Source organism: Enterobacter cloacae complex sp. GF14B, from assembly GCF_004136805.1.
GTDB lineage: Bacteria > Pseudomonadota > Gammaproteobacteria > Enterobacterales > Enterobacteriaceae > Enterobacter > Enterobacter hormaechei_C.
The window spans coordinates 1-26003 of the sequence record NZ_QFRV01000066.1; the positions used below are offsets into that span (position 1 = coordinate 1).

At 56.6% G+C, this 26003-nt stretch carries 16 protein-coding genes, 1 rRNA gene and 1 pseudogene; 4 read left to right on the forward strand and 14 right to left on the reverse strand.

Annotated elements, in window-relative coordinates:
* Window positions 1-160: 160 nt before the first annotated feature.
* Window positions 161-2203, reverse strand: coding sequence for an AsmA family protein (locus tag DD606_RS18560; protein ID WP_017693812.1), 2043 nt, complete (start codon window positions 2201-2203; stop codon window positions 161-163).
* 65 nt (window positions 2204-2268) lie between these two features.
* The gene (gene pdeH / locus DD606_RS18565) at window positions 2269-3042 is read right to left on the reverse strand and encodes a cyclic-guanylate-specific phosphodiesterase (RefSeq protein ID WP_023314999.1); all 774 of its coding nucleotides are present in this window, start codon (window positions 3040-3042) and stop codon (window positions 2269-2271) included.
* Between the two features lie 230 nt (window positions 3043-3272).
* Between pdeH and DD606_RS18570 the strand changes: the two genes are divergently transcribed.
* Entirely contained in the window at window positions 3273-4202 is a 930-nt protein-coding gene (locus DD606_RS18570) for a sugar kinase (protein WP_003861191.1), read from the forward strand.
* Window positions 4203-4263: 61 nt separating this feature from the next.
* On the opposite strand, the gene DD606_RS18575 is transcribed toward DD606_RS18570, so the two are convergent.
* The 9 genes and pseudogenes from DD606_RS18575 to bcsR form a co-directional block, all read right to left on the reverse strand.
* Complete coding sequence (locus DD606_RS18575) at window positions 4264-5754, reverse strand: pitrilysin family protein (RefSeq protein WP_003861190.1); 1491 nt, start codon at window positions 5752-5754, stop codon at window positions 4264-4266.
* Between the two features lie 222 nt (window positions 5755-5976).
* Window positions 5977-7263 (reverse strand): C4-dicarboxylate transporter DctC, encoded by a 1287-nt coding sequence (dctA, locus tag DD606_RS18580; RefSeq protein WP_015571524.1) that lies wholly within the window; start codon window positions 7261-7263, stop codon window positions 5977-5979.
* 159 nt (window positions 7264-7422) lie between these two features.
* Entirely contained in the window at window positions 7423-9429 is a 2007-nt protein-coding gene (gene hmsP, locus DD606_RS18585) for a biofilm formation regulator HmsP (RefSeq protein WP_050871425.1), read from the reverse strand.
* A 120-nt stretch (window positions 9430-9549) separates the two neighbouring features.
* A complete protein-coding gene (bcsC, locus tag DD606_RS18590) occupies window positions 9550-13032 on the reverse strand; it encodes a cellulose synthase complex outer membrane protein BcsC (protein ID WP_045895823.1) in 3483 nt (1160 codons plus the stop codon).
* Window positions 13014-14120 carry a cellulose synthase complex periplasmic endoglucanase BcsZ gene (bcsZ, locus tag DD606_RS18595; RefSeq protein WP_045337722.1) on the reverse strand — a complete coding sequence of 369 codons (1107 nt, stop codon included), beginning with the start codon at window positions 14118-14120 and terminating at the stop codon, window positions 13014-13016. The genes bcsC and bcsZ overlap by 19 nt, the downstream gene beginning before the upstream one ends.
* Before the next feature lie 6 nt (window positions 14121-14126).
* The gene (gene bcsB, locus DD606_RS18600) at window positions 14127-16550 is read right to left on the reverse strand and encodes a cellulose biosynthesis cyclic di-GMP-binding regulatory protein BcsB (RefSeq protein WP_071787994.1); all 2424 of its coding nucleotides are present in this window, start codon (window positions 16548-16550) and stop codon (window positions 14127-14129) included.
* A 10-nt stretch (window positions 16551-16560) separates the two neighbouring features.
* Window positions 16561-19176: a UDP-forming cellulose synthase catalytic subunit gene (bcsA, locus tag DD606_RS18605; protein WP_063855676.1), complete on the reverse strand. Its 2616-nt coding sequence runs from the start codon at window positions 19174-19176 to the stop codon at window positions 16561-16563.
* The gene (gene bcsQ, locus DD606_RS18610; protein WP_003861177.1) at window positions 19173-19925 is read right to left on the reverse strand and encodes a cellulose biosynthesis protein BcsQ; all 753 of its coding nucleotides are present in this window, start codon (window positions 19923-19925) and stop codon (window positions 19173-19175) included. Before bcsQ ends, bcsA begins: the two co-directional genes overlap by 4 nt.
* Window positions 19926-19928: 3 nt before the next feature.
* Window positions 19929-20125, reverse strand: a pseudogene (bcsR, locus tag DD606_RS18615) (cellulose biosynthesis protein BcsR); the annotation flags it as partial.
* A 174-nt stretch (window positions 20126-20299) separates the two neighbouring features.
* On the opposite strand from bcsR, the gene bcsE reads away from it, so the two are divergent.
* Genes bcsE through bcsG form a run of 3 tightly spaced genes read left to right on the forward strand, consistent with a single transcriptional unit; the run spans window position 20300 to window position 23725 of the window.
* Complete coding sequence (bcsE, locus tag DD606_RS18620) at window positions 20300-21862, forward strand: cellulose biosynthesis c-di-GMP-binding protein BcsE (RefSeq protein WP_063855678.1); 1563 nt, start codon at window positions 20300-20302, stop codon at window positions 21860-21862.
* The gene (bcsF, locus tag DD606_RS18625) at window positions 21859-22053 is read left to right on the forward strand and encodes a cellulose biosynthesis protein BcsF (protein WP_003861172.1); all 195 of its coding nucleotides are present in this window, start codon (window positions 21859-21861) and stop codon (window positions 22051-22053) included. The genes bcsE and bcsF overlap by 4 nt, the downstream gene beginning before the upstream one ends.
* Window positions 22046-23725, forward strand: coding sequence for a cellulose biosynthesis protein BcsG (bcsG, locus tag DD606_RS18630; RefSeq protein ID WP_023315007.1), 1680 nt, complete (start codon window positions 22046-22048; stop codon window positions 23723-23725). The genes bcsF and bcsG overlap by 8 nt, the downstream gene beginning before the upstream one ends.
* A gap of 35 nt (window positions 23726-23760) precedes the next feature.
* Here the strand turns inward: bcsG and birA are convergent, their stop codons facing one another.
* From birA to rrf, 3 genes are all read right to left on the reverse strand, one after another.
* Window positions 23761-24723 (reverse strand): bifunctional biotin--[acetyl-CoA-carboxylase] ligase/biotin operon repressor BirA, encoded by a 963-nt coding sequence (gene birA / locus DD606_RS18635; protein WP_063855679.1) that lies wholly within the window; start codon window positions 24721-24723, stop codon window positions 23761-23763.
* Window positions 24720-25748 carry a UDP-N-acetylmuramate dehydrogenase gene (gene murB / locus DD606_RS18640; protein WP_129258968.1) on the reverse strand — a complete coding sequence of 343 codons (1029 nt, stop codon included), beginning with the start codon at window positions 25746-25748 and terminating at the stop codon, window positions 24720-24722. Before murB ends, birA begins: the two co-directional genes overlap by 4 nt.
* A gap of 134 nt (window positions 25749-25882) precedes the next feature.
* Window positions 25883-25998 (reverse strand): 5S ribosomal RNA (gene rrf / locus DD606_RS18645).
* Window positions 25999-26003 lie beyond the last annotated feature (5 nt).

A 26003-nucleotide genomic window follows, 5' to 3' on the forward strand; every position in this document is an offset into this window, starting at 1 on the left:
TGTCGTGACAGAGTAGCAAGGAACATAAAGTGAACGGAATGACCACCAGAGCCGTATGTTCCCCCTCACCCCAGCCCTCTCCCTCAAGGGAGAGGGGGCCGTCTGTGCAGGCATTATTTTGTGGGGATCCCTCAGCCCACAGGGAGAGGGAGAAACGGGACTACTTCTTCATCTGCGACAAAATCGTCCGACACTGATTCGCTTCGCCTTCTGACGGCGAAATCAACGCCAACAGCGCCGCCGCAGGGGTCACCAGCGTAGCGAGCGCGGCGGCGACCGCACCACGCGCAATCAACGGCCCAGCCTTCACGCCCGCCTGCGGATCTTTGAAGGTTCCGCGAACGTACAGCGGCGAGCGCAGGGTGATGATACGAATGCCTTTGCTTTCCGGATCGATGGTTAAATCGAGCTGCTCGGACGCCATGCTGGCGGTACCGGTGACGTTGATAACCGCGTTTTCCGTGTCGAAGGCGAAGATCTGCGGACGCGCCACGCCGTTGACCAGATCCAGATTTGCCGCCGCGCAGTTAACGCGTACTTCGTCGTCACCGAAGATTTGCCCGATGATAAAGTTCCCGACGTTCAGCCCCAGGATCTCCATCAGGTTACGGCTCACCAGCCCGTCGTTCATCAGCAGTTTCAGGTTGCCGTTTCCGCTGCCCAGCAGCGCCGCTACGGAGTTACCCGTGCCGCGAATATCCGCGTCGCCGTTCATCTCACCGAGGGTTTTCTGCATCAGCTCCACGTCCGGCATCAGCTCTTTCAGCTTCAGCCGACGCGCCTGGATCTCCGCCCTTCCCTGCATCGGCTTTTTATCCCCCTCCAGGTGGATATTCGATGAAATGGTTCCCCCGGCCATGCCAAACTTCAGCGGTTGCAGGCGCAGGTCGGCGTTTTTCAGGATGATATGGGTCGAGAGGTTGCTCAGCGGCAGCGTGCTGCCATGCTCGATTTTACGTCCTTTGAAGCGCACATCCGCATCCATCACGTCCCATTTGTCGGTTTCGAAGCGGTCATAGGGCAGCACTTTACCCGCAGGCTGAACGTCCTTTTTAACCTCTTTAGACTTCGTGCCTTTGCCCGAATCTACGCCAATCAGCGGACCAAGATCGGCCAGACGCAGCTGGCGGGATTCAACGTCCCCCTCCAGTTTCGGGCGCGGTTTACCGGTGGTGTAGGTCAGCGTGCCGTGGATATCGCTGTCGCCGATGCGGCCGTTGAATCCACGGTAGTCAAAGACGGACGATTTTTCGGTGTTGATTTTGGCAACCAGGTGCCCGTCCGTTTCAAACGGCGGAGTATCCGGCAGCAGTACGCCGGTGAGATCGTACAGTTCCCCCAGCGAATCACCGGCAAACTTAAGCTGGAGGTCGACGCCGCCCATGTTCATCGGGTCGTTAACCGTGCCCACGAACGCCACGCGGGTATTGCCCGAGCGGAAATCCGCCTGCACCGGGAACGGCGTGCCCTCGCTCCTGAGCGCCAGCATGCCGCCGATTTTGCCTTTACCGGTGAGCGGCTGGCCGTTGTAGCGCCCTTTCGCCGTCAGGCCAAAGACGTAATCGCCCGCTTTGCTGTCATCGCCTTTAGCTTTGCTGCCCGTGACTTCGCTAAACGGCAGCGGCTTGCCCAGCGGATCGACGAGGATCTCCACGTCAGCCTTACTCACTTTATCGTCAATGGCGATCCGCCCCCGATCGAACAGAATATTGTCGAGGCGGAAAGACCACGAAGAGGGCTGCGCATTCTGATCTTTATCGCCGCTGCTGGCGAGATCGAACGTCCAGTTGTTGTTTTTCTCTGACAGGCGAATCAGCCGCGCGTCGGGCTGCTGGAGTTTGATCCACGGCAGATACACCGTTTTGGTTAACAGGGCTAACGGCGCCAGCGTGGCTTCCACTCGCGGCAGGTGGATCATGGTTACTTCGGGGATGTCGGGCGGGTTACCGAGAATAATATCGTCGGCATGAACGTGCGGCCAGGGCACCCAGCTCCGCCAGCCAGTTTCCTCTTTCTGGCGCTCCCACACGACGCCCAAATCGCCACGTATTGCGAAGGGGCGGTTCAGCTCGGTTGAGACTTTCTGGTTGATGGTCGGTTTGAGGCGGTTCCAGTCAAACGTGGCGATAATGATGATTAAGACCACGATCAGCAACAAGAAAATCCCTGCTGTCCAGGAAATCACCCTGGTTGTTTTTGTCATTGTTGTCCCCTTTCCTGATGAACTTGCCTCTAAAACTATAGTTCAGACAAAGGGAAGCGGGCAGATCAGAGGCTGGTTATCACCTTTTCCAGGGTATCCATGGGGACAGGACGAGAGAGGAAATAACCCTGTGCCGCCGCTGCCGGGGAATTTTGCACGTCGCGCCACTCCTCCAGCGTTTCTACGCCTTCCACAATGACACCCTGGCAATAGCGGTTCATCAGTTGCAGGAGCATCGTAAACAGGTTCCGTCCCTCCGGCGTCTGGCGCAGCATGATAAACAGATCGCGGGCCACTTTGATGTAGTCATAACGCACTTCGCTCAGGGCGGAGAAATTGGCCATACCGGTACCGAAATCATCCAGCCACAGCGGGCCAAACTCACACATCGAGGCAAACGAGGAGTCCTGCGGCAGCTGAACATGTTCCACCAGCTCGAAGCGCATCCACGGCAAGGTAGCAATCAGCGCCTGCAACGTCGCATTCTGACGTAACGCCATCAGGGTGGGGCCATCCACGTTCACCGACGCCAGAATACCGTGCTGCTCGAAGAACGCCTGCTTCGTCGCCAGCATTCTCAGCTGCTCTTCCAGCACGTCGATACGCTGACGCACGGCAACCTCCGCAAAATAGCGGTCCGGTGCAATACGCTTTGAAGGATTCGATGGATGAGTGACGACCGTTAACACCTCAATCGCCATTAACCGACCGTCGGTACGGTAGATGGGCTGATAAGTGTACGCTCGCTCACATTGCAGCCAGTAGCGATGCTCCTGCAAGTTCTCAATACTTGCCTCAGGCGTAGTGCTCAGCCGCTGGATAACCTGCTCTGACTTCATTTCGGATGTCCTGTTGTATGGGATAGCCTTTCTGGACTCGTCACTGAGTTATCGGCCCGCCAGGTGAGAACTTTATGTTCAATTCACCGGGAAAATGAAATTAAGATGACAGAAATATGCCGGAATACGCGCTGGCTCAAAAAAAATAATGGAACGTCGTTTTAATATAGTTGACCATAAAAAACACACAGCGCACACTACCCTTAATTACTTTGTTCAGGTCCACGACTATGTCTAAAAAAATTGCCGTGATTGGCGAATGCATGATTGAGCTGTCCCAGAAAGGCGCGGAAGTCAGCCGCGGTTTTGGTGGCGATACATTGAACACCTCCGTTTACATTGCCCGTCAGGTCTCCCCCGACGCGCTGAGCGTGAGCTACGTTACCGCGCTGGGAACGGACAGCTTCAGCCAGCAGATGCTGGAAGCCTGGCAGGGTGAAAACGTTGGGACCTCGCTGATCCAGCGAATGGAAAACCGCCTGCCGGGTTTGTACTACATCGAAACCGACAGCACCGGCGAGCGCACCTTCTATTACTGGCGTAATGAAGCGGCCGCCAAATTCTGGCTGGAAAGCGAGGCCGCCGCTGCCATTTGCGAAGAACTGGCGACCTTCGATTATCTCTACCTGAGCGGGATCAGCCTGGCGATCCTGAGCCAGGAGAGCCGTGAAAAGCTGCTGTCACTGCTGCGCGAATGCCGTGCCAATGGCGGTAAGGTGATTTTCGATAACAACTACCGTCCACGTTTGTGGGCCAGCCGCGAAGAGACGCAGCAGGTCTACCAGCAGATGCTCGAATGCACCGATATCGCCTTCCTGACGCTGGATGATGAAGATGCTCTGTGGGGCGAAAAACCGGTTGATGAGGTCATCGCCCGGACGCAGGCTGCCGGGGTCAGCGAAGTGGTGATCAAGCGCGGGGCGGAGTCTTGCCTGGTGGCGGTTGCAGGTGAAGCCGTGACAGAGGTCCCGGCGGTGAAGCTGGCGAAAGAGAAAGTGATCGATACCACTGCGGCGGGAGATTCTTTCAGCGCGGGGTATCTGGCGGTACGTCTGACGGGAGGTACGCCGGAAGCGGCGGCGCAGCGCGGTCATTTAACGGCCAGCACGGTGATTCAGTATCGCGGAGCGATTATTCCGCGCGAGGCAATGCCTGCTTAAGGACTGGGCGGGCTGATGCCCTCACCCTAACCCTCTCCCACAGGGAGAGGGGACGCAGGGCTTACTGGCCCTGCGGAATATCGCTCGCATCCTGATGTAAATCATCGGCTGCCGTTTGCGCTGGCTGCGGCGCCGTCGCCATGATGGCGTTCCAGGTGGCCTTCAACTCTTTCATATCATATTCCGGCTCACCTTTCGGCTGTAACAGAATCAACGCCATATCCTGCGACAACTGCTGGCGCAGATCCTGATTCAGCATCTCCACGGTCAGACCGTTCAGGAAGTCCTGACGCAGTTTCTGATACTGCTCCGGCGCGATATCCACCACCTGATTCTGCAAGGAGCGAATGCGCTGGCTGATTAAGATATCGGTATCGGCGCGGGCATAGGTGGCGAACAGTTTCTGCAATTCAAGGGATTTCTGCGCCACCAGCGCGTTAAACTCCTCTTCAGACAGGCCCTCTTTACGCACTTTAGCCAGCTCTTTCGCCACCACGCCGAGATTGGCATTGAGCTTATCGCCCGGCGATTCCACGTTAATGGCGCACTGGGCGCGCTGGAACAGCACACGGCAGTCAAAGCCCAGGCCAATATCTTTCACGTTGTTTTTGCTGAGCGTCTGCTGAACGTGCCAGAACAGCGCTTCACGCGCGAGATCCGCACGCCAGTAACGCAGCAGCGCAGAAGACTCGCGGATCGGCTGCCAGGCCGTATCCCACATCATTGAAAGACGATCCTGACGCACGGTATCCGTCATGATGCTGACCGTCTCAGGACGCAGCGGGGACAAGGTAGGAACAGGGGCAGGCGTTTCACGCTTCCCTTTCAGATCGCCAAAGGCTTTGTTGATCTGCTCTATCACCGCACGGCTGTCCACGTTGCCCACTACAATGAGGGTCATGGCATCCGGGGTGTACCACTGCTGGTAGAAAGATTTCACCTGCTCTGCATCCACCGGCTGTTTCAGCGGTTCTGCCGGGTCGTGGCCAAGCAGAGTGGACCCTTTCAGGCGGTAGCGCCACCAGCCTTCTTTGGTATCCGTCGGCCAGGTCGCCACCATGTCGCTGTTGCTCAACGCATAGTTTACGGTCTCAGGCGTAATCGCCAGTTTGCCGGTGGCATCGGATAGATAGGTAAGCGCTTCTTTAAGCAGATCGTTACGGTTGTTGGGCAGGCTCAGGTTAAACATGGTGTAGTCATAGGAGACCACAGCCGGGGGCAGCGGGCGTTTCGGATCGATGGCCTGTTGCCATAAAGAACGCACCTGAACCGCCTGCAAACTGCCGCTCTGGGTGAGCGCCAGTCGAGGAATAAAGTGGCTTAAGCCGGTCTGCTGGGTGCTTTCAGTGAGGGAGCCGGTATTCACAGAAAGACGGATTTCAATGCGATCGCTCGGACGTTGCGGAGTGGATAATACCTGCCACTGGAAACCGTTCGCCAGTGTTCCCTGTTGCCAGGCCGGGTCTGGCTGGAGCGCATCTGCCTGCACATAACTGGCTGCTGCCATCATCAGCAAACCGCCGGTTAAGAGTCGAATTTTTGTGCCCTGCATGTGAACCCCTGATCAACATTCCTGGTTAAAGAGAGTGTCTCGCGACGTGAGCACTCAAAGATGACGATGAAAACCTTCCGATTAGACAGCGTGTTCAGCTAAACGTCACGGGCGGAAGTGAAATATACCCAAAAAAAATCTTGTCGAATTATGACAGGTATGAACGGTTATTATGCGCAGGTGCCCGCATCCCCACAAGGGAATACGGGCATTTATGAGGGATTAAGAGGATAAACCGGGGGTTTTGTCCTCAGATGTGCGGTTATTCAGCGTATCGTTAAGCTTCTTGTGATCCAGCTCTTTCACCCACTTCGCCACCACAATCGTCGCCACGCCATTGCCGACCAGGTTGGTTAACGCACGGGCTTCAGACATAAAGCGGTCAATACCGAGGATCAGGGCCAGGCCCGCCACCGGCAGATGGCCCACCGCCGAAATGGTGGCCGCCAGCACGATAAATCCGCTGCCCGTTACGCCCGCCGCCCCTTTTGAAGAGAGCAGAAGCACCACCAGCAGCGTAATCTGATGGAAGATATCCATGTGGCTGTTAGTGGCCTGGGCAATAAAGACCGCCGCCATCGTCAGGTATATCGAGGTGCCATCCAGGTTAAAAGAGTAGCCCGTAGGAATAACCAGCCCCACCACTGACTTACGGCAGCCCAGCTTTTCCATTTTATCGAGCATACGCGGCAGCGCGGACTCCGAAGAGGATGTGCCGAGGACAATCAGCAGCTCTTCACGAATGTAACGGATAAATTTGAAGATGCTGAAGCCGGTCGCACGGGCGATGGAGCCGAGCACCACCACCACAAACAGAATACAGGTGATGTAGAAGCAGACGATCAGCTGGCCCAGCTGTACCAGCGTGCCGACGCCGTATTTCCCGATGGTGAAGGCCATCGCGCCAAAGGCGCCAATCGGGGCCAGACGCATAATCATGTTGATGATGCCGAAGATAACCTGCGAGAAGCTTTCAATGACGTTAAAAATCAGCTGGCCTTTGCTGCCAAGACGGTGCAGGGCAAAGCCAAACAGCACGGCAAACAGCAGTACCTGGAGGATGTTTCCGCTGGCGAACGCGCCAATCACGCTGCTCGGGATCACGTCCAGCAGGAAGGCAACAATCCCCTGATCTTTCGCCTGTTCAGCGTAAACCGCCACCGCTTTCGCATCCAGCGTGGCCGGGTCAACGTTCATGCCCGCGCCAGGCTGTACCACGTTGACAATAATCAGGCCGATAATCAGCGCGATGGTACTGACAATCTCGAAGTACAGCAGGGCAACCGCCCCCGTACGCCCGACCGCCTTCATGCTTTCCATGCCAGCGATACCGGTCACCACGGTACAGAAAATGACCGGCGCGATGATCATTTTGATGAGCTTAACGAACGCGTCGCCAAGCGGTTTCATCTGCGCGCCCAGCTCCGGGTAGTAGTGACCGAGCAGAATACCGATGGCGATGGCTGTCAGGACCTGGAAGTAAAGACTTTTGAAGAGTGAGGTTTTCATAGGGTGTCCCTGGAAAGAAAAACTACAGGCTTTGTAAGGTTATGGTTAACCTGCGGCTTTAAAATAACACCCACATAACAGGACAGAAATAAACGGGGTTCAAATTTGAAACACAAATGTTAAGAACTTTGAGCTGGCTCGCACAAGCCAGCAACAAAATTACACTTTTGCGTTATTGCCAGCGTCGGCGAGATAGCGTTGCTCAAAGATATCCGTCGGTACGGCGCGATCAAACAGGAAGCCCTGTCCGCTCTCTACGCCCGCCGCAGCCAGCCACTCACGCTGGGCGTCGGTCTCAATACCCTCGGCAATGACGTGCAGATTCAGGCTGTGCGCCATCTGAATAATGGCCTGCACCAGGCTGCAATCCTCAGGCAGCCCATCCACAAAGGTTTTGTCGATTTTCAGGACGTCCACCGGCAACGTTTTCATGTGCTGGAGCTGACGCAGGCCGGAATACCCCATACCGAAATCGTCCAGCGCAATGCGGATCCCGGCATTACGCAGCGGTTTCAGGATGGCGACAGCGTCGTCAGGATTATCGATACAACGGCTCTCGGTGACTTCCAGGATCAACGTGTGGGGCTGGATGCGGTAGCGATGGATCAACTCAAGCATCTCCGGCACCATGGTCGGGTGCATCAGCTGTAGCGCAGAGAGATTCACCGACAGCGGCAGCGTGATGCCCCGTTGTTGCCAGGCCGCAAGCTGGCGGCAAGACTCTTCCAGCACCCAGTAGCCGACGGTGACCATCAGGCCGCAGGACTCGATACGTTCGATCATCCCTTCAGGCAGCTCCCACGTGCCGTCCGGCTGTTGCATACGCAGCAACGCTTCGGCGCTGGTCACTTCACCCGTGCGCAAATTGACCTGCGGCTGTAGCCAGAGCGCAAACTGGCGATTGTCCATCGCCGTCAGAATGTCGCTCTCTTCCGTCAGGCGCTGCTGGGCTTTTTCCATCTGCTCCGGATCAAAGAACTGGATCTGGTTTTTCCCTTTCCGGCGCGCGGTGAACGCGGCCGAGAAAGCCCGACGATAAAGCTGCTCGGCGGTCAGCCCCCCGGAGTACATCGCAATACCGATGCTGGCGCTCGGGCGAAGCTGGATACCCTGAATGGGCAGCCGCTCATTAATGACAGTGAGTACTTGCTGACCTAGCGTAATGGCGTGCCACGGCTCTTTAACACCGTTCGCGATCACCACCAGGTCATAGCCGCTGACCTGGGTGAGCACCATGCGCGGCGCCAGAACGGATTTCACCTTTTCCACCAGCGTCAGTAACAGCATTTCGCGCTGGCTCTCTTTCAGCACGCCCGCCGTGTCCTGCAAGGTTTCGCAGGCAATCACCATCAGCGCGGTGGTCTGCTGGCGGGCGACGGTCTGCTCCAGCAAGGCCATTAAAAACGCTTTGTTTGGCAGATCAGATACCGGAAAACGGGTGGCGTTGCTACTGAGCTCTTCCTGCTGACGCAGGACACGCTGCTGGTTGATATTGTAACTGCGGACCAGCATGCCAATTTCATCATCGTGATGCAGGCGCGGCAACGGAAGCTGATGCCCCATGTGCTCCTGTGGAGAGAGGTCGTTCAGCTCCCGGGCTATGCGGCGCAACGGATGCACAATTAACCGGTTGATACACCACGTCAGCGCCACGCTCAGCATTAATGTCAAAAGTAAGTAAGTGGTCACTAATGTAGCAACCCAACTCATGACGAATTTATACATGCGGTACGAGTCGGCCTGTAGCACCAGGTAGGCCAGCGGTTGCGGGTTAGCCGGTCTTTCCAGGGAGTAGAGAGGCAGGGAAATTTGCACCGGCAGTTCAAACAGGCGCATCACCATCATCGGGACGGAACGCTCCGGGATAAAGCTCATCCGCAGCGCCTGGAACTGGTTCGGCAGTACAACATCCGCGCGGCTCACGATACCGGCGGGCTGAATGCGCTTCAGGATGGATTCCGCCTCGGGGATATCCCCTTTCAGGATCGAGGCTGACAGGGGTTCCCGCACCGAGCGGGCAATACTTTCCAGTTGCGAAGCCGTGTTGTAGCGATTCTGCTGTACGGAGTGAAACAGCAAAATGACGCAGAAGATGAAGACAAACAGCATTGTGACGGCAGACACCATCGCCATCTGTTTGATCGTTAAGGAACGGCTGACACGCAAAATGACTCTCCACAAAACTCGAAGCGCAGGGCGCACCAGGGTGTAAACCTGGTGCGTCCGAGTATACCCGATAGCTGCACTTTTAAGAGAGACTTACAATTAGATTAAGTAAAAATCCGATCACCAGTCTGCATAAGGCACCAGCGGTTCCGGTGGTAAGTCCATATCACCCTGCCAGCCCGCGGCAGAATACCGAACGTAGAGCAGCGCATGGCTCGGGGTATAGTCTTTTGCTTCCTGAATATCGACGCCCAGACCGACAAACCAGTTGGACGTCACGCGGCGTTCAACAATCGCCCTTGCGGTATAACCCGTGCCTGACGAGCTACTTCCGGTTTCCATCACACCTTTATCGGTATAACGGCCTGGCTCATTGTCCGGGATCAGCCCCTGTAACGGATAACGCATCACATCTTTTGTTTTTGAATGAGACCAGGAGACGGAGCCGCCCAGCTCCCATGACCAGTTCTCTGTGCGTTTACGCCAGTTCACCGGTAAGGCGAACGACACATACTCCTGGGGACTGTAGTAACCGCCCTGGCCCAGCGAATAGCCACTTAAATCCTTATCGTAATGCCAGAGCATGTTGGACACGCCCACCGTCAGGCGTTCGTTGTTCTGATTGATGAGCTTGTAGTAATAGCCGGTCATCCAGCGGACGCGCCAGTTATCTTCGACATTCTTTCCGGTGAGGCTGTCGGCACTCAGGCTTGACCAGATACCGTTAGCTTCGCCTTTGTCGTAGCTCATGCTCACGCCGCCACCGGTGGCACGCACGCCGCCCCAGGTGGTGTCGGTATTGGGATCTTTTTGCCCGGCGAAGGCCAGCACCGAGCTGGAAATCGGACGGCGATGGGCGTTCAGGGTGTAGCCAATCGGCCCTAAATCGTTGCTGTAGCTCAGGCTGCCCACCACATCGACCACGTCGAAGCCCATCGGCGTTGTACCGATATCCCACGCCCAGGTTTTGTTCTGCCAGCCGACGGCCACGCTGGCGCCGTTGGCCGACTGGTTCGTGCTGCCGTGACATGGCGTTTCGGCACAGGTACCCCATGTCGGATCGTAAGTTCCGTTATCGGTGTCAAAGGAACCGGCGTTCATATTGACCAGATCGCTACGGAAGAACATACGTCCATCCGACAGCGGCGCATCAACCTGGAGCATGGTGGTGTGCGCTTTCAGGTCGGAATAGCCTCCCGTGCCGCTGGAGCCCCAGTAGTCGTGTTGCAGCGTGACGTTCAGATCCTGCTGACGATAAAGATCGCCTGCATCACTGCGCACGCCGCGCTTCAGCCAGTCATCTTTCTCATCGTTACGCGTGAGTCGCGTAAAGCTGTCGTTATCGGTCGGACGGGTCGTTGTGATGCCCGATGAGACCATCGCATCTTTCCAGGTGTCCAGCGCCTGCTGAGGCTGACCATTTTGTGCCTGAAAACGGGCGGCATCGCGCATCACCAGCGCACTTTCCATCGAAGGCGGCTGCGATTTGGCCTGCGGAAGAATGGCGTTGAAGGTCTTTTCTGCCGCGGCAGGATCACCCAGTCCGGCCTGCGCCATGGCAAGCCGGCGCTGCATATTGATGGAGAGCGGTTCGCCGTTCTGTGCCGCGGGCAGTTTCGCCAGCGCCGCGCGCGCCGCGTCCTTGTTGCCCTGGGCAAAAGAGACCTCGGTCAGGCCGAGGATCGCGTCTTCGTTCTGCGGTTCGCGTTGCAGAATAGTGTTGTAGGCGGTTTTCGCGGCCTCATGATCGCCCCGCTGTTCAGCCCAGTCCGCCAGCGTCAGGTCGATACGGGTGGACGGAGGCTGCTGGCGAAGCAACGTTTCCGCCTCCTGCTCTTTTCCACTGTCGCGCAGGCGGTTGGCGGTTTCCAGCACCTGGTTACTTTGCAGGCGGTCCGCCAGCGCCTGAATGTTGCCGTTCCACTTGTCGCGCGGCAGCGTGTTCAGATGCGCCAGCGCCGCCCGGTCCTGATCGTTACCGGACAGGTACAGCCCGCTGGCGTAAACCTGATCCGGATCGCCCGGTTTCTGACTTGCCAGCTGACGCATCAGGTTATCCGCCTGGCTGCGCTGACCCGCGCTATACAGATCGCGTGACAGTCGGTAGGTGATCCACACGTCGCCCGGGGAAAGCGCAAGGCGTCGGCGCTGAATTTCTGCGGCCTGCGCATATTTCCCCTCGCTTTCCAGCTGTTCAGCCTGGGCTGACAGCTGCTCGTTCGTCAGGCTACGTTCAATATCATCAATGCTGCGGCGCTGGCTGGCAGAGAGCGACTGAATAAACTGCGTCGCCTTCTCCGGAGACTGCGCGCGATAAATATTGGCGAGACCACGCACCGCGTTGCTGTTGCCGCTGTCCATCCGCAACGCCTGGCGGTAATAGCGCTCGGCCGCGTCGTTATCTTTGCGCGCCGCCGCCGCATCACCGAGCCCCAGAACCGCGTAGCTGTCAGTATTGTCGATATTGCGCGCCTGCTGGTAATAGCGTTCGGCCTGGGTCGTATTATTGGCTTTCAGGGCGTTATCCCCCTGCTGGATCAGCAGCCAGTATCGGTTGACCTTCAGCAGGCTGTCCCATTTGCCCCGGTTATCGCTCTGCGGATCGAGGGCGATCGCCTTTTCAAACTGCGCAACCGCACGCGCGCGATCGCCTTTCTGAGAATAGGCCTGCCCCAGCGCGCCTACAGCTTCACTGTCAGCGTGGTTGGCGCTGACTGCTTTTTGCAACTCCGTTACCGCTTTACTGCCCTGCCCGGCATCCACTGCGGCTAACCCTTCGGCTTTGGCGCGGAACGCCGGATCGGCGAGCTGTTTTTGCTGTGCTTCAAGCTGGGTGCGCGCCGCCGTCACGTTATCGCCATCGCTGAATACGCTCAGGTATTGTTGCAGCGCGGTGACGCTGGCGCTGCTGACCGGCTGATCTTTGATCTGCTGGTACCACATGTCCGACGCCTGACTGCGGCCATTATTCGATTTGGCCATCTCCTGCAACACCGCGAACCCTTCATCACGCCGTCCGCTCTGGAACAGAAGCTGTGCCAGCGAGGACTGTAGCGGGACGTTGCCCGGACTGCTGGCGTTTATTTTCTTAAGCTGATTAATGGCCAGGTTGCGGCGGGCTGGCTCTTTCGCCACCACGTTCCAGTACTCCGTCGCGATGTCGCCGCTGGGCGGCTTACCGTCAAACAGTTTGTCATACGCAGCAATGGCTTCCTGCGTGTGCCCGGTGGTGGCAAGCAGGCGAGCCTGCTGGAGGGCCTGGCGACCATCCGGCGTGGAGAGCAGCATGGTAGTACGGGAGGACTGGTAGGCACTGGAATCGGGTGCCATTCCTTTCAGGCGATCCAGCTCTTTTTGCGCGCCCGCCGTATCGCCCTGTCGTAACAGGTAGCGGAAGCGCGCGGCAATCACGTCCGGGTTGTTGGGGTCGATCAGCTCAAGGCGATAGAGCGACTGGCGCACTAAATCCTCACGCTGGGTGGATTCCCCCAGACGGACCTGTTCCAGCAGCTGTCTCTGCTGCGGGGAGTTGGCGGCCTGGGCCAGGGGCATTAGCGCCAGGCCAAGCGATAAGGTGAGTAGATTCAGTGTGAACGTGCGCATTCCTGGCCCCAATCCGGTAGTAATTCACCTTGCACGGTGAAACGAAAACGATGCTGATCCCACCCTTGTCCAAAGAGGGTCAGAACGTAGCTGTAATAAGCATTGTTATCGGGAAAACGATCGGCGACGTGCTGGCGTTGCACCGCCTGCGCGTCCCGGTTTTGTAAAAACGGAAGGAGAGAGGCAGAAAACCCTACCGGCCCATCTCCGGTGCGTTTCCCGGTTGCTACATCCACTTTCTCCGGCGGCAAGCCTTGTTTGATCGTGGTGGTCGCCATGGGCTTGAAACGCGCCAGTAGCCGGGCTTTCTGCGGATCGTTATCGTTCATCATCCCTACCCACAGATAGACGCGAATCGCATCGTAGCTGCCGATCAGGGATGCATCCTGCGACAGCTGCCAGCCGCCCTTTTTCTGGTATTTCACCCAGTTCGGGGAAAATCCTTTAGGCGCGGTCTCCAGCAGCAGACGCAGGTTAGTTTCACGGAGCGTCGTCCACGGCGCGCCAAAACGGGTGAAATAGCTCGCAAGCTGCGGCGGCAGGTAGCTGGGGTTAAAGCGCCAGACATTCTCTTCGGCAAAACCGACTTTACCCGGCAGCAGCATAGAACCCAGCCCCGGCACCTTCACCACTTCCTCACTGGCAATGCGCGTCAACAGCGCCTTACCCGTGCGCGTGTAATCGGGATTTTTCCACAGCCGCCCGGCTTCCAGCAGCGACCAGGCAATCCAGATATCGGCATCAGACGCGGAGTTAGGGTCGATAACCGCCCAGGTTTCGTCGTCCTTTTTTCCCCACAGCCAGGCCGGGAGATGTTGGGCTAAATCTCCCTCGGCAAGGTTATCGCGCGTCCATGCCAGCAGCAGATCGAACGCCTTGCGATCGTTTGCCGCGAGGGCAAAGAACAGCCCGTAGCTTTGCCCTTCGGAGGTGGTGATTTTGCGCGCGTCACTGGGATCAATGACCCGCCCACTTTCGCTCATATAATCCTGCTTGAACGTCTCCCAGGCAGGCCAGCGACAGGCAGCGTGAAGATTCGCCGCCGCCAGCATCAACGCTGCGACTACACACCCGCGAAAGATTTTCATCACCGCTTACTCATGGTCCGGGTTAAGACGACGACGGCTGATGATTCGCAGCAGACGCCACAGTACCCACGCCAGCAATACGACGCTGAGCGCAGCCAGCACGGCCAGCAGCACCGGGTGGTTAGACAGGGCGTACCACAGGCGTTCGAACCACGGCAGATGACCGACGTAGTAGACATCCCCCACGCGCAGGCTGTTTACCCCCGACTCACGGATCACCGAGACGGAACCAAACATTGCTGCCCGTTTACCGCTGTCGTTCATGGCCGTGTTGAGCAGCTCATAGCCGCGTGGGCTGTCCGCCAGCAGGGCGATAACGCTGCGCTGGTCGTTATACGGCGACTGGAAGCCGACAATCGCGGCCATCGGACCCGTTGAACTTACGGTTGTCCTGATATTGGCCTGACGATCGCCGCTGTCCGGCATGATGCTCGGGAACTCGGTCTGACGCAGCGGCGTGTTGACCCATGACTGAGCCGCCTGCACCAGCAGATCGACGCGCTTCTCGTCTTTCAGCTTGTCCGGAATGTTGCCGATGACCATGATATCGGCATCTTTGTTCTGGATCTGACTACCGTCATCCGTCACCGTCACGTTGATAGCCGGCAAGCCGGTTTGCGCCCCAACGGTGCCCATGGTGTCCAGCAGCGTGGCAACCTGACCTTCGTTGGCCGCTTTTGGCATCACGACAATCGATTCAGAGAGATCAGCCATGCGGCTGAACGGGAAGCTGGCGTTAGCAAAGGCACGCAGATCCGGCATCGCGATAAAGTGGTAATACTTCGAGAAGTCGATCGTGGAATCATCGCCAATCACCACGTGGTTTTGCACCGGCTGGAAGGTAATACAGTTTTCCACCGATCCACCCGGCATGGGGTTCATATACTGGAAGTTAAACCGCAGCTGGTTCACCGCACCGAGCTTCAGCGCCGGGATCGACACATCGGTTTTGCCATCCAGCAGCCCCTGCAATACAGGCAGACGAAGCATCAACCGGTTTGTCTCCTGGCTGCTGGTCAGGCTGAACGATTGCAGGAACTGGTTGTTGAGGCTGATATCCATGCGCGAGCTGTCTTTGGTTGCCGGCGCGGTGTAACGGTAGTTCAGGTTGATATCAATGCCGTTGGTGCGCAGCAGATAGAGATCCGGCGGCAGGTTCAGCGACAGGCTGACAGGAGAAGGTTCAAGCCCGGTTGACTGCAATTGCTCTTCATAGGTTTTCAGCTCGCCAAAGGTGATTGCCCGGTCGGTACGTACCCAGTTCGGCGCATCATAAGGCTTACGCGCCAGCAGCGGTTTCACCTCATCCACCACAACGCTGTTACCGCGGAACAGGATATTTCCCTGCGCAATGCCCTTCGCCGCCTGCACCAGATCTTTGTCATCACGGCCGAAGATCACCAGCAGCTTCACGTACGGATTGTCCGGATGGCTGATCATCTCGATGGTGGGTGCTTTCACCTCCGGATGGTCACGCAGGAATGCCGGGCGTTTGGCGTTGGTGGCAAACACAATCGCGTTTTTGTCTGGCATTTTGTCGTACATGACCGGGAAACTTTGACCACGCCAGCCGGAGCGGGAACCAAACCAGGATGCCACGATAGAGGCCGCCAGCTGTTCGGTCACATCCGGCGAGCCGGCAAAGACCATCGGCAGATTCAGCGGACGGTTATCACGCGGGTCGAAGAACGGCACCGGGAAGGCGGAGAGATCGTTTTTCAACGCCAGCGGCTGATAGGTCATCTGAAGCGAAGAGTTACGCCCGACATCCAGCCACAGGGTGCTGCTGGCCGGGTTTTCACAGACATCGCGGTAGTGGCCGACAAACTCCAGACGCACGCGGTTAAAGTCGGTGATAAACAGCGGGTTAATCGGCACCTGAGCCAGGGTTTTCTTACCCAGTTGCTCTTTGGTGACGGGCAGGACGTCCATTAGCTCGTCATTCAGATAGACCTTAAGCTGGGACTGCACCGGCAGCAGCGACGGCGATGGGGTGTATTCCAGGTTGAGCACCGCTTTCGACACGACTTCATCACTGCGCATACCGAATTCGATACCGCCATTTGGGTTGATGCCGCGCAGAACCATACTGCCCGGAGGAGGCGCGATCTGGGCAAACGTCAGCTTAACGTCACGCGACGGCGTATTTTCGGCAACCACCGGCGCACTGGCTCCCGGCACGCCAGGCATGACCTGCCCAACCACCGGGTTGTCGCCGGGCAGCGTATTCCCCGTCGTCGGCTGATTCGGGACAACGTTCTCCGTCTGCCCCGGCGCGGCCGTCACAACCGGATCGGTCGCTTGCGCGACGACAGGCACCGTTGGCGCGGGCGTGGTCGCTGCGTTATCAGGCGCCGCGTTAGCCACTGTTGCAGGGAGCGCACTCATCCCCATTGCCACTGCACATAACCAGGAAAGTTTTGTTTTCATCGCGTTATCATCATTGTTGAGCCATAACCGGGTCCGCCTGCTTCGCTTCATCTCGCTCAGGTCGACGCGGAATGAACGACACGACCCAGGAAACCAGTGAAGTAAGTGACCGGAAAATTAATTTCACCGACGACGGGGCAAATTCTGCAAGGTGACGATAGCCACGGAACCCCAGCTTAAGAATATCCAGCAGGCTTTCCAGAGGCTTATCCTCAGGGAAGCTGTCCTGCCAGAGAGCCCACGTATCCGCGCGGGCAAACGTACACTGCACAAAATCAATGTGTTGTTTTTTGGTCAGCGGCATCAGTTGCAGACCCACTTCATTTCCTTTCACACGCACCACCTGCGTCGGGAAGACATACTCCTGCTGGCCGCGCTTAAGCAGTAGGTTGACCTTCTGCCCCTCCAGCACCTTCGCCTGACCGTTGATCTTGATACCCAGACCGCCATCCGAAAAGTCATGTACGGTACAGGAGAAGAGATGTCCATCGTCGCGGGCAATGGCCGCTGGCATGCTGATTTCGACGCGATGCGCGCGGCGAACCTGCTTGCTCTCCACCGATACCGCCACCGCGCCACCGAGGATAATCAGGTTATAAAACACCCACGCCATACTCACGAAGACCGTCAGAATTTCGTTTTCCGGGCCGTAGAAGTAGCGCCAGATCCCAACAATCACGCCCACAATATTCAGCAGCACCAGGAAGATATAGGGCCGGGAGATCACCCAGTCGACATACTCCTCTTCCACCAGCCCGCCCTTCGCGGTGACGTTGAATTTCCCTTTATGCGGGTTAATCAGCGCCACCATGGTTGGCGGCGCGATGTACCAGGCCAGCACCGTTTCGTAAATTTCACTCCAGAAGGAGTGCCGATATTTCCCCTGAATCTTCGAGTTCGTCAGGCTGGCGTGGATCATGTGCGGCAGAACGAACAGGGCAATCATCAGCGCAGGCGCATAGATGATGTAAGCGTGAAGGAGCAGGAACGCCAGCGGCGCTGTGAGAAAGATAAGCCGTGGAATACCCGACAGGAAGTGGAACATGGCGTTGACGTAGCACAGCCGTTGCGCCAGCTTCAGCCCTTTACCCATCAGCGGGTTATCGAGCCTGAAAATTTGCACCATGCCGCGGGCCCAGCGAATACGCTGGCCGATGTGCGCCGACAGGGATTCCGTGGCCAACCCCGCCGCCTGAGGAATACGCATGTAGGCCGAGGTATAGCCAAGACGGTGCAGACGCAGCGAGGTGTGCGCATCTTCCGTGACCGTCTCGACGGCGATCCCGCCAATTTCATCCAGCGGTTTCCGGCGGATCACCGCACAGGAGCCGCAGAAGAACGTGGCGTCCCACATGTCGTTCCCGTCCTGCACCAGGCCATAGAACAGCGTGCCCTCGTTCGGGGTTTTACGAAAACGACCGAGGTTACGTTCAAACGGGTCCGGTGAGAAGAAGTGGTGCGGCGTCTGCATCATCGCAAGCTCTTTCTCCTTCAGGAACCAGCCCATGGTCATTTGCAGGAACGAGCGCGTTGGCACGTGGTCGCAGTCGAAAATAGAGACGAACTCCCCTTTGGCATATTTCAGCGCATTGTTGATGTTACCGGCTTTCGCGTGTTCATGCGTGGTACGGGCGATGTACTCTACCCCCACTTCGTCCGCGAACTGGCGGAACTCGGCGCGGCCACCGTCATCGAGGATCCAGATTTTGATTTTATCCTTCGGCCAGTCGATACCCAGCGCGGCGTAAATGGTGTTTTTTACCACCGACAGGTCTTCGTTGTAGGTCGGCACGAAGAGGTCCACCGTAGGCCACTGGGTCGTGTCTTTTGGCAGCGGCACCGGCTGTCGATTCAGCGGCCAGATAACCTGGAAGTAACCCAGCACCAGCACGATCCAGGCGTAAGTCTCAGCAAACAGCAGGACTAAGCCGCACACCAGGCTGACCGGATCGTCCCAGTTCAGCGTTGAGGTATATCGCCACCAGATGTAGCGGCAGGAAACGGTCAGCGATAGCACAATCAGCATCAGGGCAGAAAAACGCCCTGGTATGCGCCGCACCAGCAGCGCCACGCCCCACAGCAGGATCAGGAAGGTGAACTGCGCCAGCGGGTTGAAGGGCTGGGTAATACAGACCAGCGCAAGAATCAGCGAGAACACCACAACCACGCCGAGAATAAAACGCCGCAAGCCCGGGTGTAGGTGCCCGAGCTCTTTTTGGTTATCTAAATGACCCGTTTTGTCGCCCACCCGGTCGGGTAGCCGGTCAAGCCACTGGTGGTAGTGTTCACGCAGGTTCTGCACACGATCGAAGCTGCGCCAGCGGGACGTTTTTTTCTCCGCGCCCGTTGAGGTCGTCAGTAGCCAGATGGACTGAATAGCGTAGCGCGCGGGATCCAGCGGACGCGGCTTGTCAGGGTTGATATGCGGATAGAGTTCACCGTGGCGCGCGCGAATGCGTTGCCAGCGGGGATGCTCGAGGGGGATGAACATCCACGCCAGAATCATCCACAAACAGCCCAGCGCTGCGCTCAGCGACGAGGCGCCGTGATGACGGTAATGGCGGTAGCGTTCACTTAAGCGCGAACTGACCGGCGGAATGAGCAGCCAGTTAGTCAGGCGGCTCATACTGAACTCCCGGCAGGCTCCGGCCGTTTAGCAAAGTGCAGCAGACACCAGTTGGCCAGCGTCAGGATCTCTTCCGCCGCCAGTGAATCGCTACGGTACTCCCCGAGGGGTTGTTTGGACGCGAGGCACTCCGCCATCGCTTCGTCACGATGGATCACCATCGGCAACAGGCGGCGCTGACTCTGGAGCCAGACCTGGTAGAGATCGTCCTGGATCTGGCTGCCAATGCGCAGATCGTTGATCAGAATATGGGCATTGGCAGGCATCGGCTGCTGATGCAGACGGATATGACAATTCGCATCTACGTTCGCGATGGAGAGCACATGGTCGCACTGCGCCAGCAGCTGGCGGGTCAACGACGCGGCACCGTGCGGCAGGTCCAGCAGGATCCACTGGTAGTGCCCGCTCTCTTTCAGGCTCTGCAATGCGGTGATGAAGCGAGAGAACAGGCGCTGGTACGCGGCTTCATTCCCGCGCTCGGTTTCGGTCAATTGACCAAAGGGAAGCAAATCGAGCTGGGAGGTATAACGCAAACCCGCATCCCGCCAGTCTTTATCGTCCAGAAGCGCACGTCCCCAGCCGTTTGCATGCGTAAAGTCGACATTGAATGACATGCGCAGCAAATTATCGGAACAGGCATCAATGACCAGTACCGATTCACCTAATACCTGCAATGACCACGCCAGCGCCGCGGTAACGGAAGTTGTACCCACCCCACCACGGACGCCCTGTAATCCTAGTACAGCCATCAATGGCTTCCTTATCGTTGTTGGGCAAACTCAGCTAATAACGGCCAACGTTTAATAGCCGCCGCCAACTGTTCCCGCTGGGAAATATCGGTGTAATCTATTTCAGGCAAAGAAAAAGCCTGCGTGAGTGCCAAAAAATCGTTCTGGAATGTGTAACCCAGACTTGAGTCGACTGGGGTTGCGGGTTCGTTATTTTGCATTCTTTTTTCATCCCTTTGAGTAAAATCATAAGATTCAGATGCAGCGAGGCGTCCTGCCCACTAAATTTCATTTACATGCTAAATCTGATGTTCTTTAATTTCAATGTTAGGTTTATTTCTACGCTTTCGCTAGTAAACTGAGAGACATAGAAATTCGACGAAAAGAGGGACACCGTGGACTCCATATTTTCTATTGGCATCCAGTCATTATGGGACGAATTGCGCCACATGCCAGTCGGAGGAGTCTGGTGGGTTAATACGGATCGTAATGAAGATGCCATCAGTCTGGTAAACCAGACGATAGCGGCGCAGGGGAAGGATTCCCGCGTAGCCATAATTACGATGGGCGATGAGCCAAAGTCAATCATCAGGCTCGACAGTGACCGTGGACCCCAGACAGTACGATTATTTTCCATGCCTGCGGAGGCTGACAGTCTATACTTTTTACCCCGCGATATTCAGTGTTCTATTGTTCCTGAACACTATTTACTGATTCTAAAATGCTCTAATAACGGCCTGCAAAATATCCCCTCTGAAAAACTGCTGAAATGGCTGGAAAGAATCAACAGATGGGCAAAAAATCAAAATTGCACCTTATTGGTTGTTAACCCAGGCAGTAATAATGACAAGCTTTTTTCACTTTTAATGAGTGAATACCGTTCTCTCTATGGCCTGGCCAGTATTCGTGTCCAGACCGACAGCCATCTTTACGACGTGGCTTTCTGGTGCAATGAAAAAGGGGTAAGCTCCCGACAACAACTTACCCTCAAACATATCGGGCATGAGTGGCATCTTGCTCAACAGGAAGAGACGGTAGTTCAGCCACGCAGTGATGAAAAACGCGTTCTGAGCCATATTGCGGTACTGGAAGGTGCGCCTGCACTGTCTGAGCACTGGTCACTGTTCGATACCAATGAAGCCTTATTTGATGAGGCGCGCACCACGCAGGCGGCGACCATTATTTTCTCGTTGATCCAGAATAACCAAATAGAAACGCTGGCAAGGCACATTCACACATTACGTCGCCAGCGCGGCAGCGCGTTAAAAATTGTGGTGCGTGAAAATAATACCAGCCTGCGCGCCACCGATGAGCGCTTATTACTGGGCTGCGGCGCGAACATGGTCATCCCGTGGAATGCTCCCCTGTCGCGCTGTCTGACGCTGATCGAAAGCATCCAGGGCCAGCAGTTTAATCGACATGTTCCGGAAGATATCAGCACCCTGCTTTCAATGACGCAGCCGATGAAACTGCGCGGCTACCAGAAATGGGACACCTTCTGCGATGCGGTGGGCAACATGATGAGCAATACGCTGTTACCGGCAGACGGAAAAGGGGTGATGGTTGCCCTGCGCCCCGTGCCGGGTATTCGCGTTGAGCAGGCGCTTACTCTGTGCCGCCCTAACCGTATCGGGGATATCATGACCATTGGCGATAACCGCCTGGTGCTGTTCCTCTCCTTCTGCCGGGTGAACGATCTGGATACGGCGCTTAACCATATCTTCCCGCTTCCTACCGGGGATATCTTCTCGAACCGCATGGTCTGGTTTGAAGATAATTTGATCAGCGCTGAGCTTGTCCAGATGCGTGCCCTGGCTCCTGAAAAGTGGGCGAAACCGTTGCCTGTGACAAGCGGTGCCAAACCGGTTCTGAACGCGAAACATGACGGGCATGTCTGGCGTCGGGTACCTGAGCCGCTACGCTTACTGGATGAGAACAAGGAGAGCGCGCCATTATGAATATCAGCGATATCATCCAACTGGTTGTTCTGTGCGCGCTGATTTTTTTGCCGCTTGGCTACTATGCACGCCATTCCCTGCGCCGTATTCGCGATACGGTCAGATTACTGTTCGTCAAACCTCGCTATATTAAACCCGCCGGAACACTGAGTCGCGCTCCGAACGTCAAGGCAAACCGAAAACATGACTAATTCTACCTATACCTCTTCGGCGCCATCGCCACTCTGGCAATACTGGCGCGGCCTGTCCGGCTGGAATTTCTACTTTCTGGTGAAGTTTGGTCTGCTGTGGGCAGGCTATCTTAATTTCCACCCTCTGCTTAACCTGGTGTTTATGGCATTCCTGCTGATGCCAATCCCGAACCTCAGGCTGCACCGTATACGTCACTGGGTCGCTATCCCCATCGGTTTCGCCCTGTTCTGGCATGATACCTGGCTGCCCGGCCCTGAAAGCATCATGAGCCAGGGCTCCCAGGTCGCAGGTTTCAGTGCGGACTATATGCTCGATCTGGTTGAGCGCTTTATTAACTGGCAGATGATTGGCGCGGTATTTGTCCTGCTGGTCGCCTGGCTGTTCCTGTCTCAGTGGATCCGGGTGACGGTGTTTGTCGTCGCGATTATGATCTGGCTTAACGTCCTGACGCTGACGGGCCCGAGCTTCTCGCTGTGGCCAGCCGGTCAGCCGACGACAACCGTGACCACCACGGGCGGTTCCGCCGCCGCGACCGTCGCGACAGCAGGGGATACGCCTGTGGTTGGGGATATTCCAGCGCAGACTGCACCGCCGACATCCACGAACCTGAACGCGTGGCTCTCCAGTTTTTACGCTGCGGAAGATAAGCGTCAGACGAAATTCCCGGACGCGCTGCCTGCCGATGCTCAGCCGTTTGAGCTGCTGGTCATTAACATCTGTTCTCTGTCCTGGGCTGACGTTGACGCGGCTGGTTTGATGTCGCACCCGCTGTGGTCGCATTTCGATATTCAGTTCAAGGACTTCAACTCGGCCACGTCGTACAGCGGCCCGGCGGCTATCCGCCTGCTGCGCGCCAGCTGCGGACAGCCTTCGCATAAGAACCTCTACCAGCCGGCAGCTAACCAGTGTTATCTGTTTGATAACCTGGCAAAACTGGGCTTTACCCAGCACCTGATGATGGGTCATAACGGTCAGTTCGGTAACTTCCTGAAAGAAGTACGTGAACAGGGTGGCATGCAGGCCCCGCTGATGGACCAGAAAGGGCTGCCGGTTACGTTGCTGGGCTTTGATGGCTCGCCGGTGTATGACGATACCGCCGTGCTTCAGCGCTGGTTAGATACCGTCGGCAAAGAGGAAGGGACACGTAGTGCGACGTTCTATAACACGCTGCCGCTGCACGACGGGAACCATTATCCCGGCGTGAGTAAAACGGCCGATTATAAGGCCCGTGCGCAGAAGTTCTTTGACGAGCTGAACGCGTTCTTCAACGAGCTGGAAAAATCAGGCCGCAAAGTGATGGTGGTGGTAGTACCGGAACATGGGGGAGCGTTGAAAGGCGACAGGATGCAGGTGTCTGGTCTGCGCGATATCCCAAGCCCGTCCATCACTAACGTTCCGGCCGGGATTAAGTTCTTTGGCATGAAGGCGCCGCATCAGGGAGCGCCAGTTGAGATCACCCAGCCAAGCAGCTATCTGGCTATCTCGGAACTGGTCGCTCGCGCAGTAGACGGTAAGCTGTTTGTGGAAGATAGCGTGAACTGGGATCAGCTCACCAGCGGGCTGCCGCAGACGGCGGAGGTATCGGAAAACGCCAATGCGGTGGTGATCCAGTATCAGAATAAGCCTTATGTCCGACTGAATGCCGGGGATTGGGTGCCGTATCCGCAGTGATGAGCTGCTACACCCTCTCCCCTGTGGGGAGAGGGTTACTCTGCACTTCGTAACGAAATTTCACCGCCCACCCAGGGCTTAATCACACCATCCTGTTCAAGAAGCAACGCACCCTGCGCGTCAATGCCGCGTGATGTGCCGTAAATCTCTTTATCCCCAATCAGCAGCTTCACCGGTCGGTTAATAAAGTTATCCAGCTTTTCCCAGCGGGACAGGAATGGCGCTAACCCCTCCTGTTCAAAGAGCGTCAGCGAACTACGCAACTCATTGATCATGCGGACGGCAAGCGTATTGCGATCGATGGTGATCCCCGCTTCCTGTAGGTTGGTCCAGGCCTGGTTCACGACATCGTTCTGCACGTTTCGCATCACCATGTTCAGCCCCGCTCCAATAACGATCTGTGCGGCATCGCCTGTTTTTCCCGTCAGTTCGACCAGGATCCCCGCCAGCTTCCGATCGTTGAGATACAGATCGTTGGGCCATTTTACCCGCACCTGATCGGCACCCAGATCGTGCAGCACCTCTGCCATCACAATGCCGATGACCAGGCTCAGCCCGATGGCCGCAGCTGGCCCCTGTTCAAGCCTCCAGTACACGGAAAGGTAGAGGTTGGCGCCAAATGGTGAGAACCACTTACGCCCCCGGCGGCCACGTCCTGCCTGTTGGTACTCGGCAACGCAGGCATCACCGGATTTCAGCTCGCTCAGGCGATCCAGCAGATACTGGTTCGTCGAATCAATGACCGGCAATACCGCGACGTTACCGTGCCCAATCTGGCTGCGGATGATCTCTTCATTCAGTAACTGGATCGGTTCCGGCAGGCTGTAGCCTTTTCCCGGCACCGTAAACACATCCACGCCCCAGTCGCGGAGCGTTTGAATATGTTTATTGATGGCAGCGCGGCTCATGCCCAGCTGTTCGCCCAGCTGCTCGCCAGAATGAAACTCGCCATCAGCAAGGATACCGATGAGAGTTAACGGAATAGTATTGTCCTTCACGCAATGGTCTCCACGGCATTCACTTCGCCCGTTCGGCCAATAAAGCGAACTTCAGGCTCCAGCCAGACGTTGAATTTTTCGCCCACGCGCTGACGAACATGGTGCGCCAGGTTGACGACATCCTCACTTGTCGCGTTGGACTGGTTGATCAGTACCAGCGCCTGCTGACGATGAACAGCAGCGCCACCAAGAGTAGTACCTTTTAATTCACACTGATCGATAAGCCAGCCTGCGGCCAGCTTCACGCTGCCATCCGCCTGAGGATAATGCGGGGCCGTTGGCCAGCCAGCGAGAAATGCTTTTGCATTTTCGCTGCTGATCACCGGGTTTTTGAAGAAACTGCCCGCATTTCCGTTGACTTTCGGGTCCGGGAGCTTGGTCATGCGCATGTGGCATATGGAATCAAATACCTCACGCGGTGTGACGGTAGCCGGGTCAAGACGGGTCAGATCGCCGTAAGTCAGAACGGGTTTCCAGGCTTTCGCCAGGCGCAGACCAACGGCCACAATGACGAAACGATCCTGATAATCGTGCTTGAAAATGCTGTCGCGATAACCAAAGCGGCACTGCTCTGCGGTCAGGCGCTTCGCCGTTCCGGTCGCGAGTTCGATGCAATCGACATATTCGCAGACGTGTTTCAGTTCGATGCCGTAGGCACCGATGTTTTGAATAGGAGATGATCCTGCACAGCCCGGGATCAGGGCCAGGTTTTCCAGTCCGGGCATCCCTTTTTCAAGGGTATATTGCACCAGATGGTGCCAGTTCTCGCCAGCACCCACGTGTAAATGCCAGCTGTCAGCGCTCTCTTTACACTCAATCCCCATGATGCGATTGACGATTACCGTCCCCGCAAAATCATCGAGAAACAGGACATTACTTCCTTCGCCCAGAATAAGTACGGGTTCACCGTTTTCTGTTGCGTTTTGCCATGCATTCAGCAACTGCTGAGCACTGTCGGCACGTACAATTTGATTAGCATTCCGTTGAATACCAAAGGTATTCCAGGGCTTAAGGGAGTGATTCATAGACGCTATCCTGATGCAAAAACCGGGATAGTTTACCGTATATATGGGGGGATAGGTGATTTGTTTATGGAAAGGAAGCAGGTGCAGAAACGCAAAAAGGCCATCCTTGCGGATGGCCTCTTCACTTGTTTGATGCCTGGCAGTTCCCTACTCTCACATGGGGAGACCCCACACTACCATCGGCGCTACGGCGTTTCACTTCTGAGTTCGGCATGGGGTCAGGTGGGACCACCGCGCTAAAGCCGCCAGGCAAAT

Excerpts from the sequence above, each read along its gene's own strand:
- bcsZ (WP_045337722.1), bottom strand. The coding sequence starts at position 14,120 with ATGAAAATCTTTCGCGGGTGTGTAGTCGCAGCGTTGATGCTGGCGGCG.
- bcsC (WP_045895823.1), bottom strand. The coding sequence starts at position 13,032 with ATGCGCACGTTCACACTGAATCTACTCACCTTATCGCTTGGCCTGGCG.
- DD606_RS18570 (WP_003861191.1), top strand. The coding sequence starts at position 3,273 with ATGTCTAAAAAAATTGCCGTGATTGGCGAATGCATGATTGAGCTGTCC.
- bcsA (WP_063855676.1), bottom strand. The coding sequence starts at position 19,176 with ATGAGCCGCCTGACTAACTGGCTGCTCATTCCGCCGGTCAGTTCGCGC.
- bcsG (WP_023315007.1), top strand. The coding sequence starts at position 22,046 with ATGACTAATTCTACCTATACCTCTTCGGCGCCATCGCCACTCTGGCAA.
- dctA (WP_015571524.1), bottom strand. The coding sequence starts at position 7,263 with ATGAAAACCTCACTCTTCAAAAGTCTTTACTTCCAGGTCCTGACAGCC.
- pdeH (WP_023314999.1), bottom strand. The coding sequence starts at position 3,042 with ATGAAGTCAGAGCAGGTTATCCAGCGGCTGAGCACTACGCCTGAGGCA.
- bcsQ (WP_003861177.1), bottom strand. The coding sequence starts at position 19,925 with ATGGCTGTACTAGGATTACAGGGCGTCCGTGGTGGGGTGGGTACAACT.
- bcsB (WP_071787994.1), bottom strand. The coding sequence starts at position 16,550 with ATGAAAACAAAACTTTCCTGGTTATGTGCAGTGGCAATGGGGATGAGT.
- DD606_RS18560 (WP_017693812.1), bottom strand. The coding sequence starts at position 2,203 with ATGACAAAAACAACCAGGGTGATTTCCTGGACAGCAGGGATTTTCTTG.
- bcsF (WP_003861172.1), top strand. The coding sequence starts at position 21,859 with ATGAATATCAGCGATATCATCCAACTGGTTGTTCTGTGCGCGCTGATT.
- DD606_RS18575 (WP_003861190.1), bottom strand. The coding sequence starts at position 5,754 with ATGCAGGGCACAAAAATTCGACTCTTAACCGGCGGTTTGCTGATGATG.
- murB (WP_129258968.1), bottom strand. The coding sequence starts at position 25,748 with ATGAATCACTCCCTTAAGCCCTGGAATACCTTTGGTATTCAACGGAAT.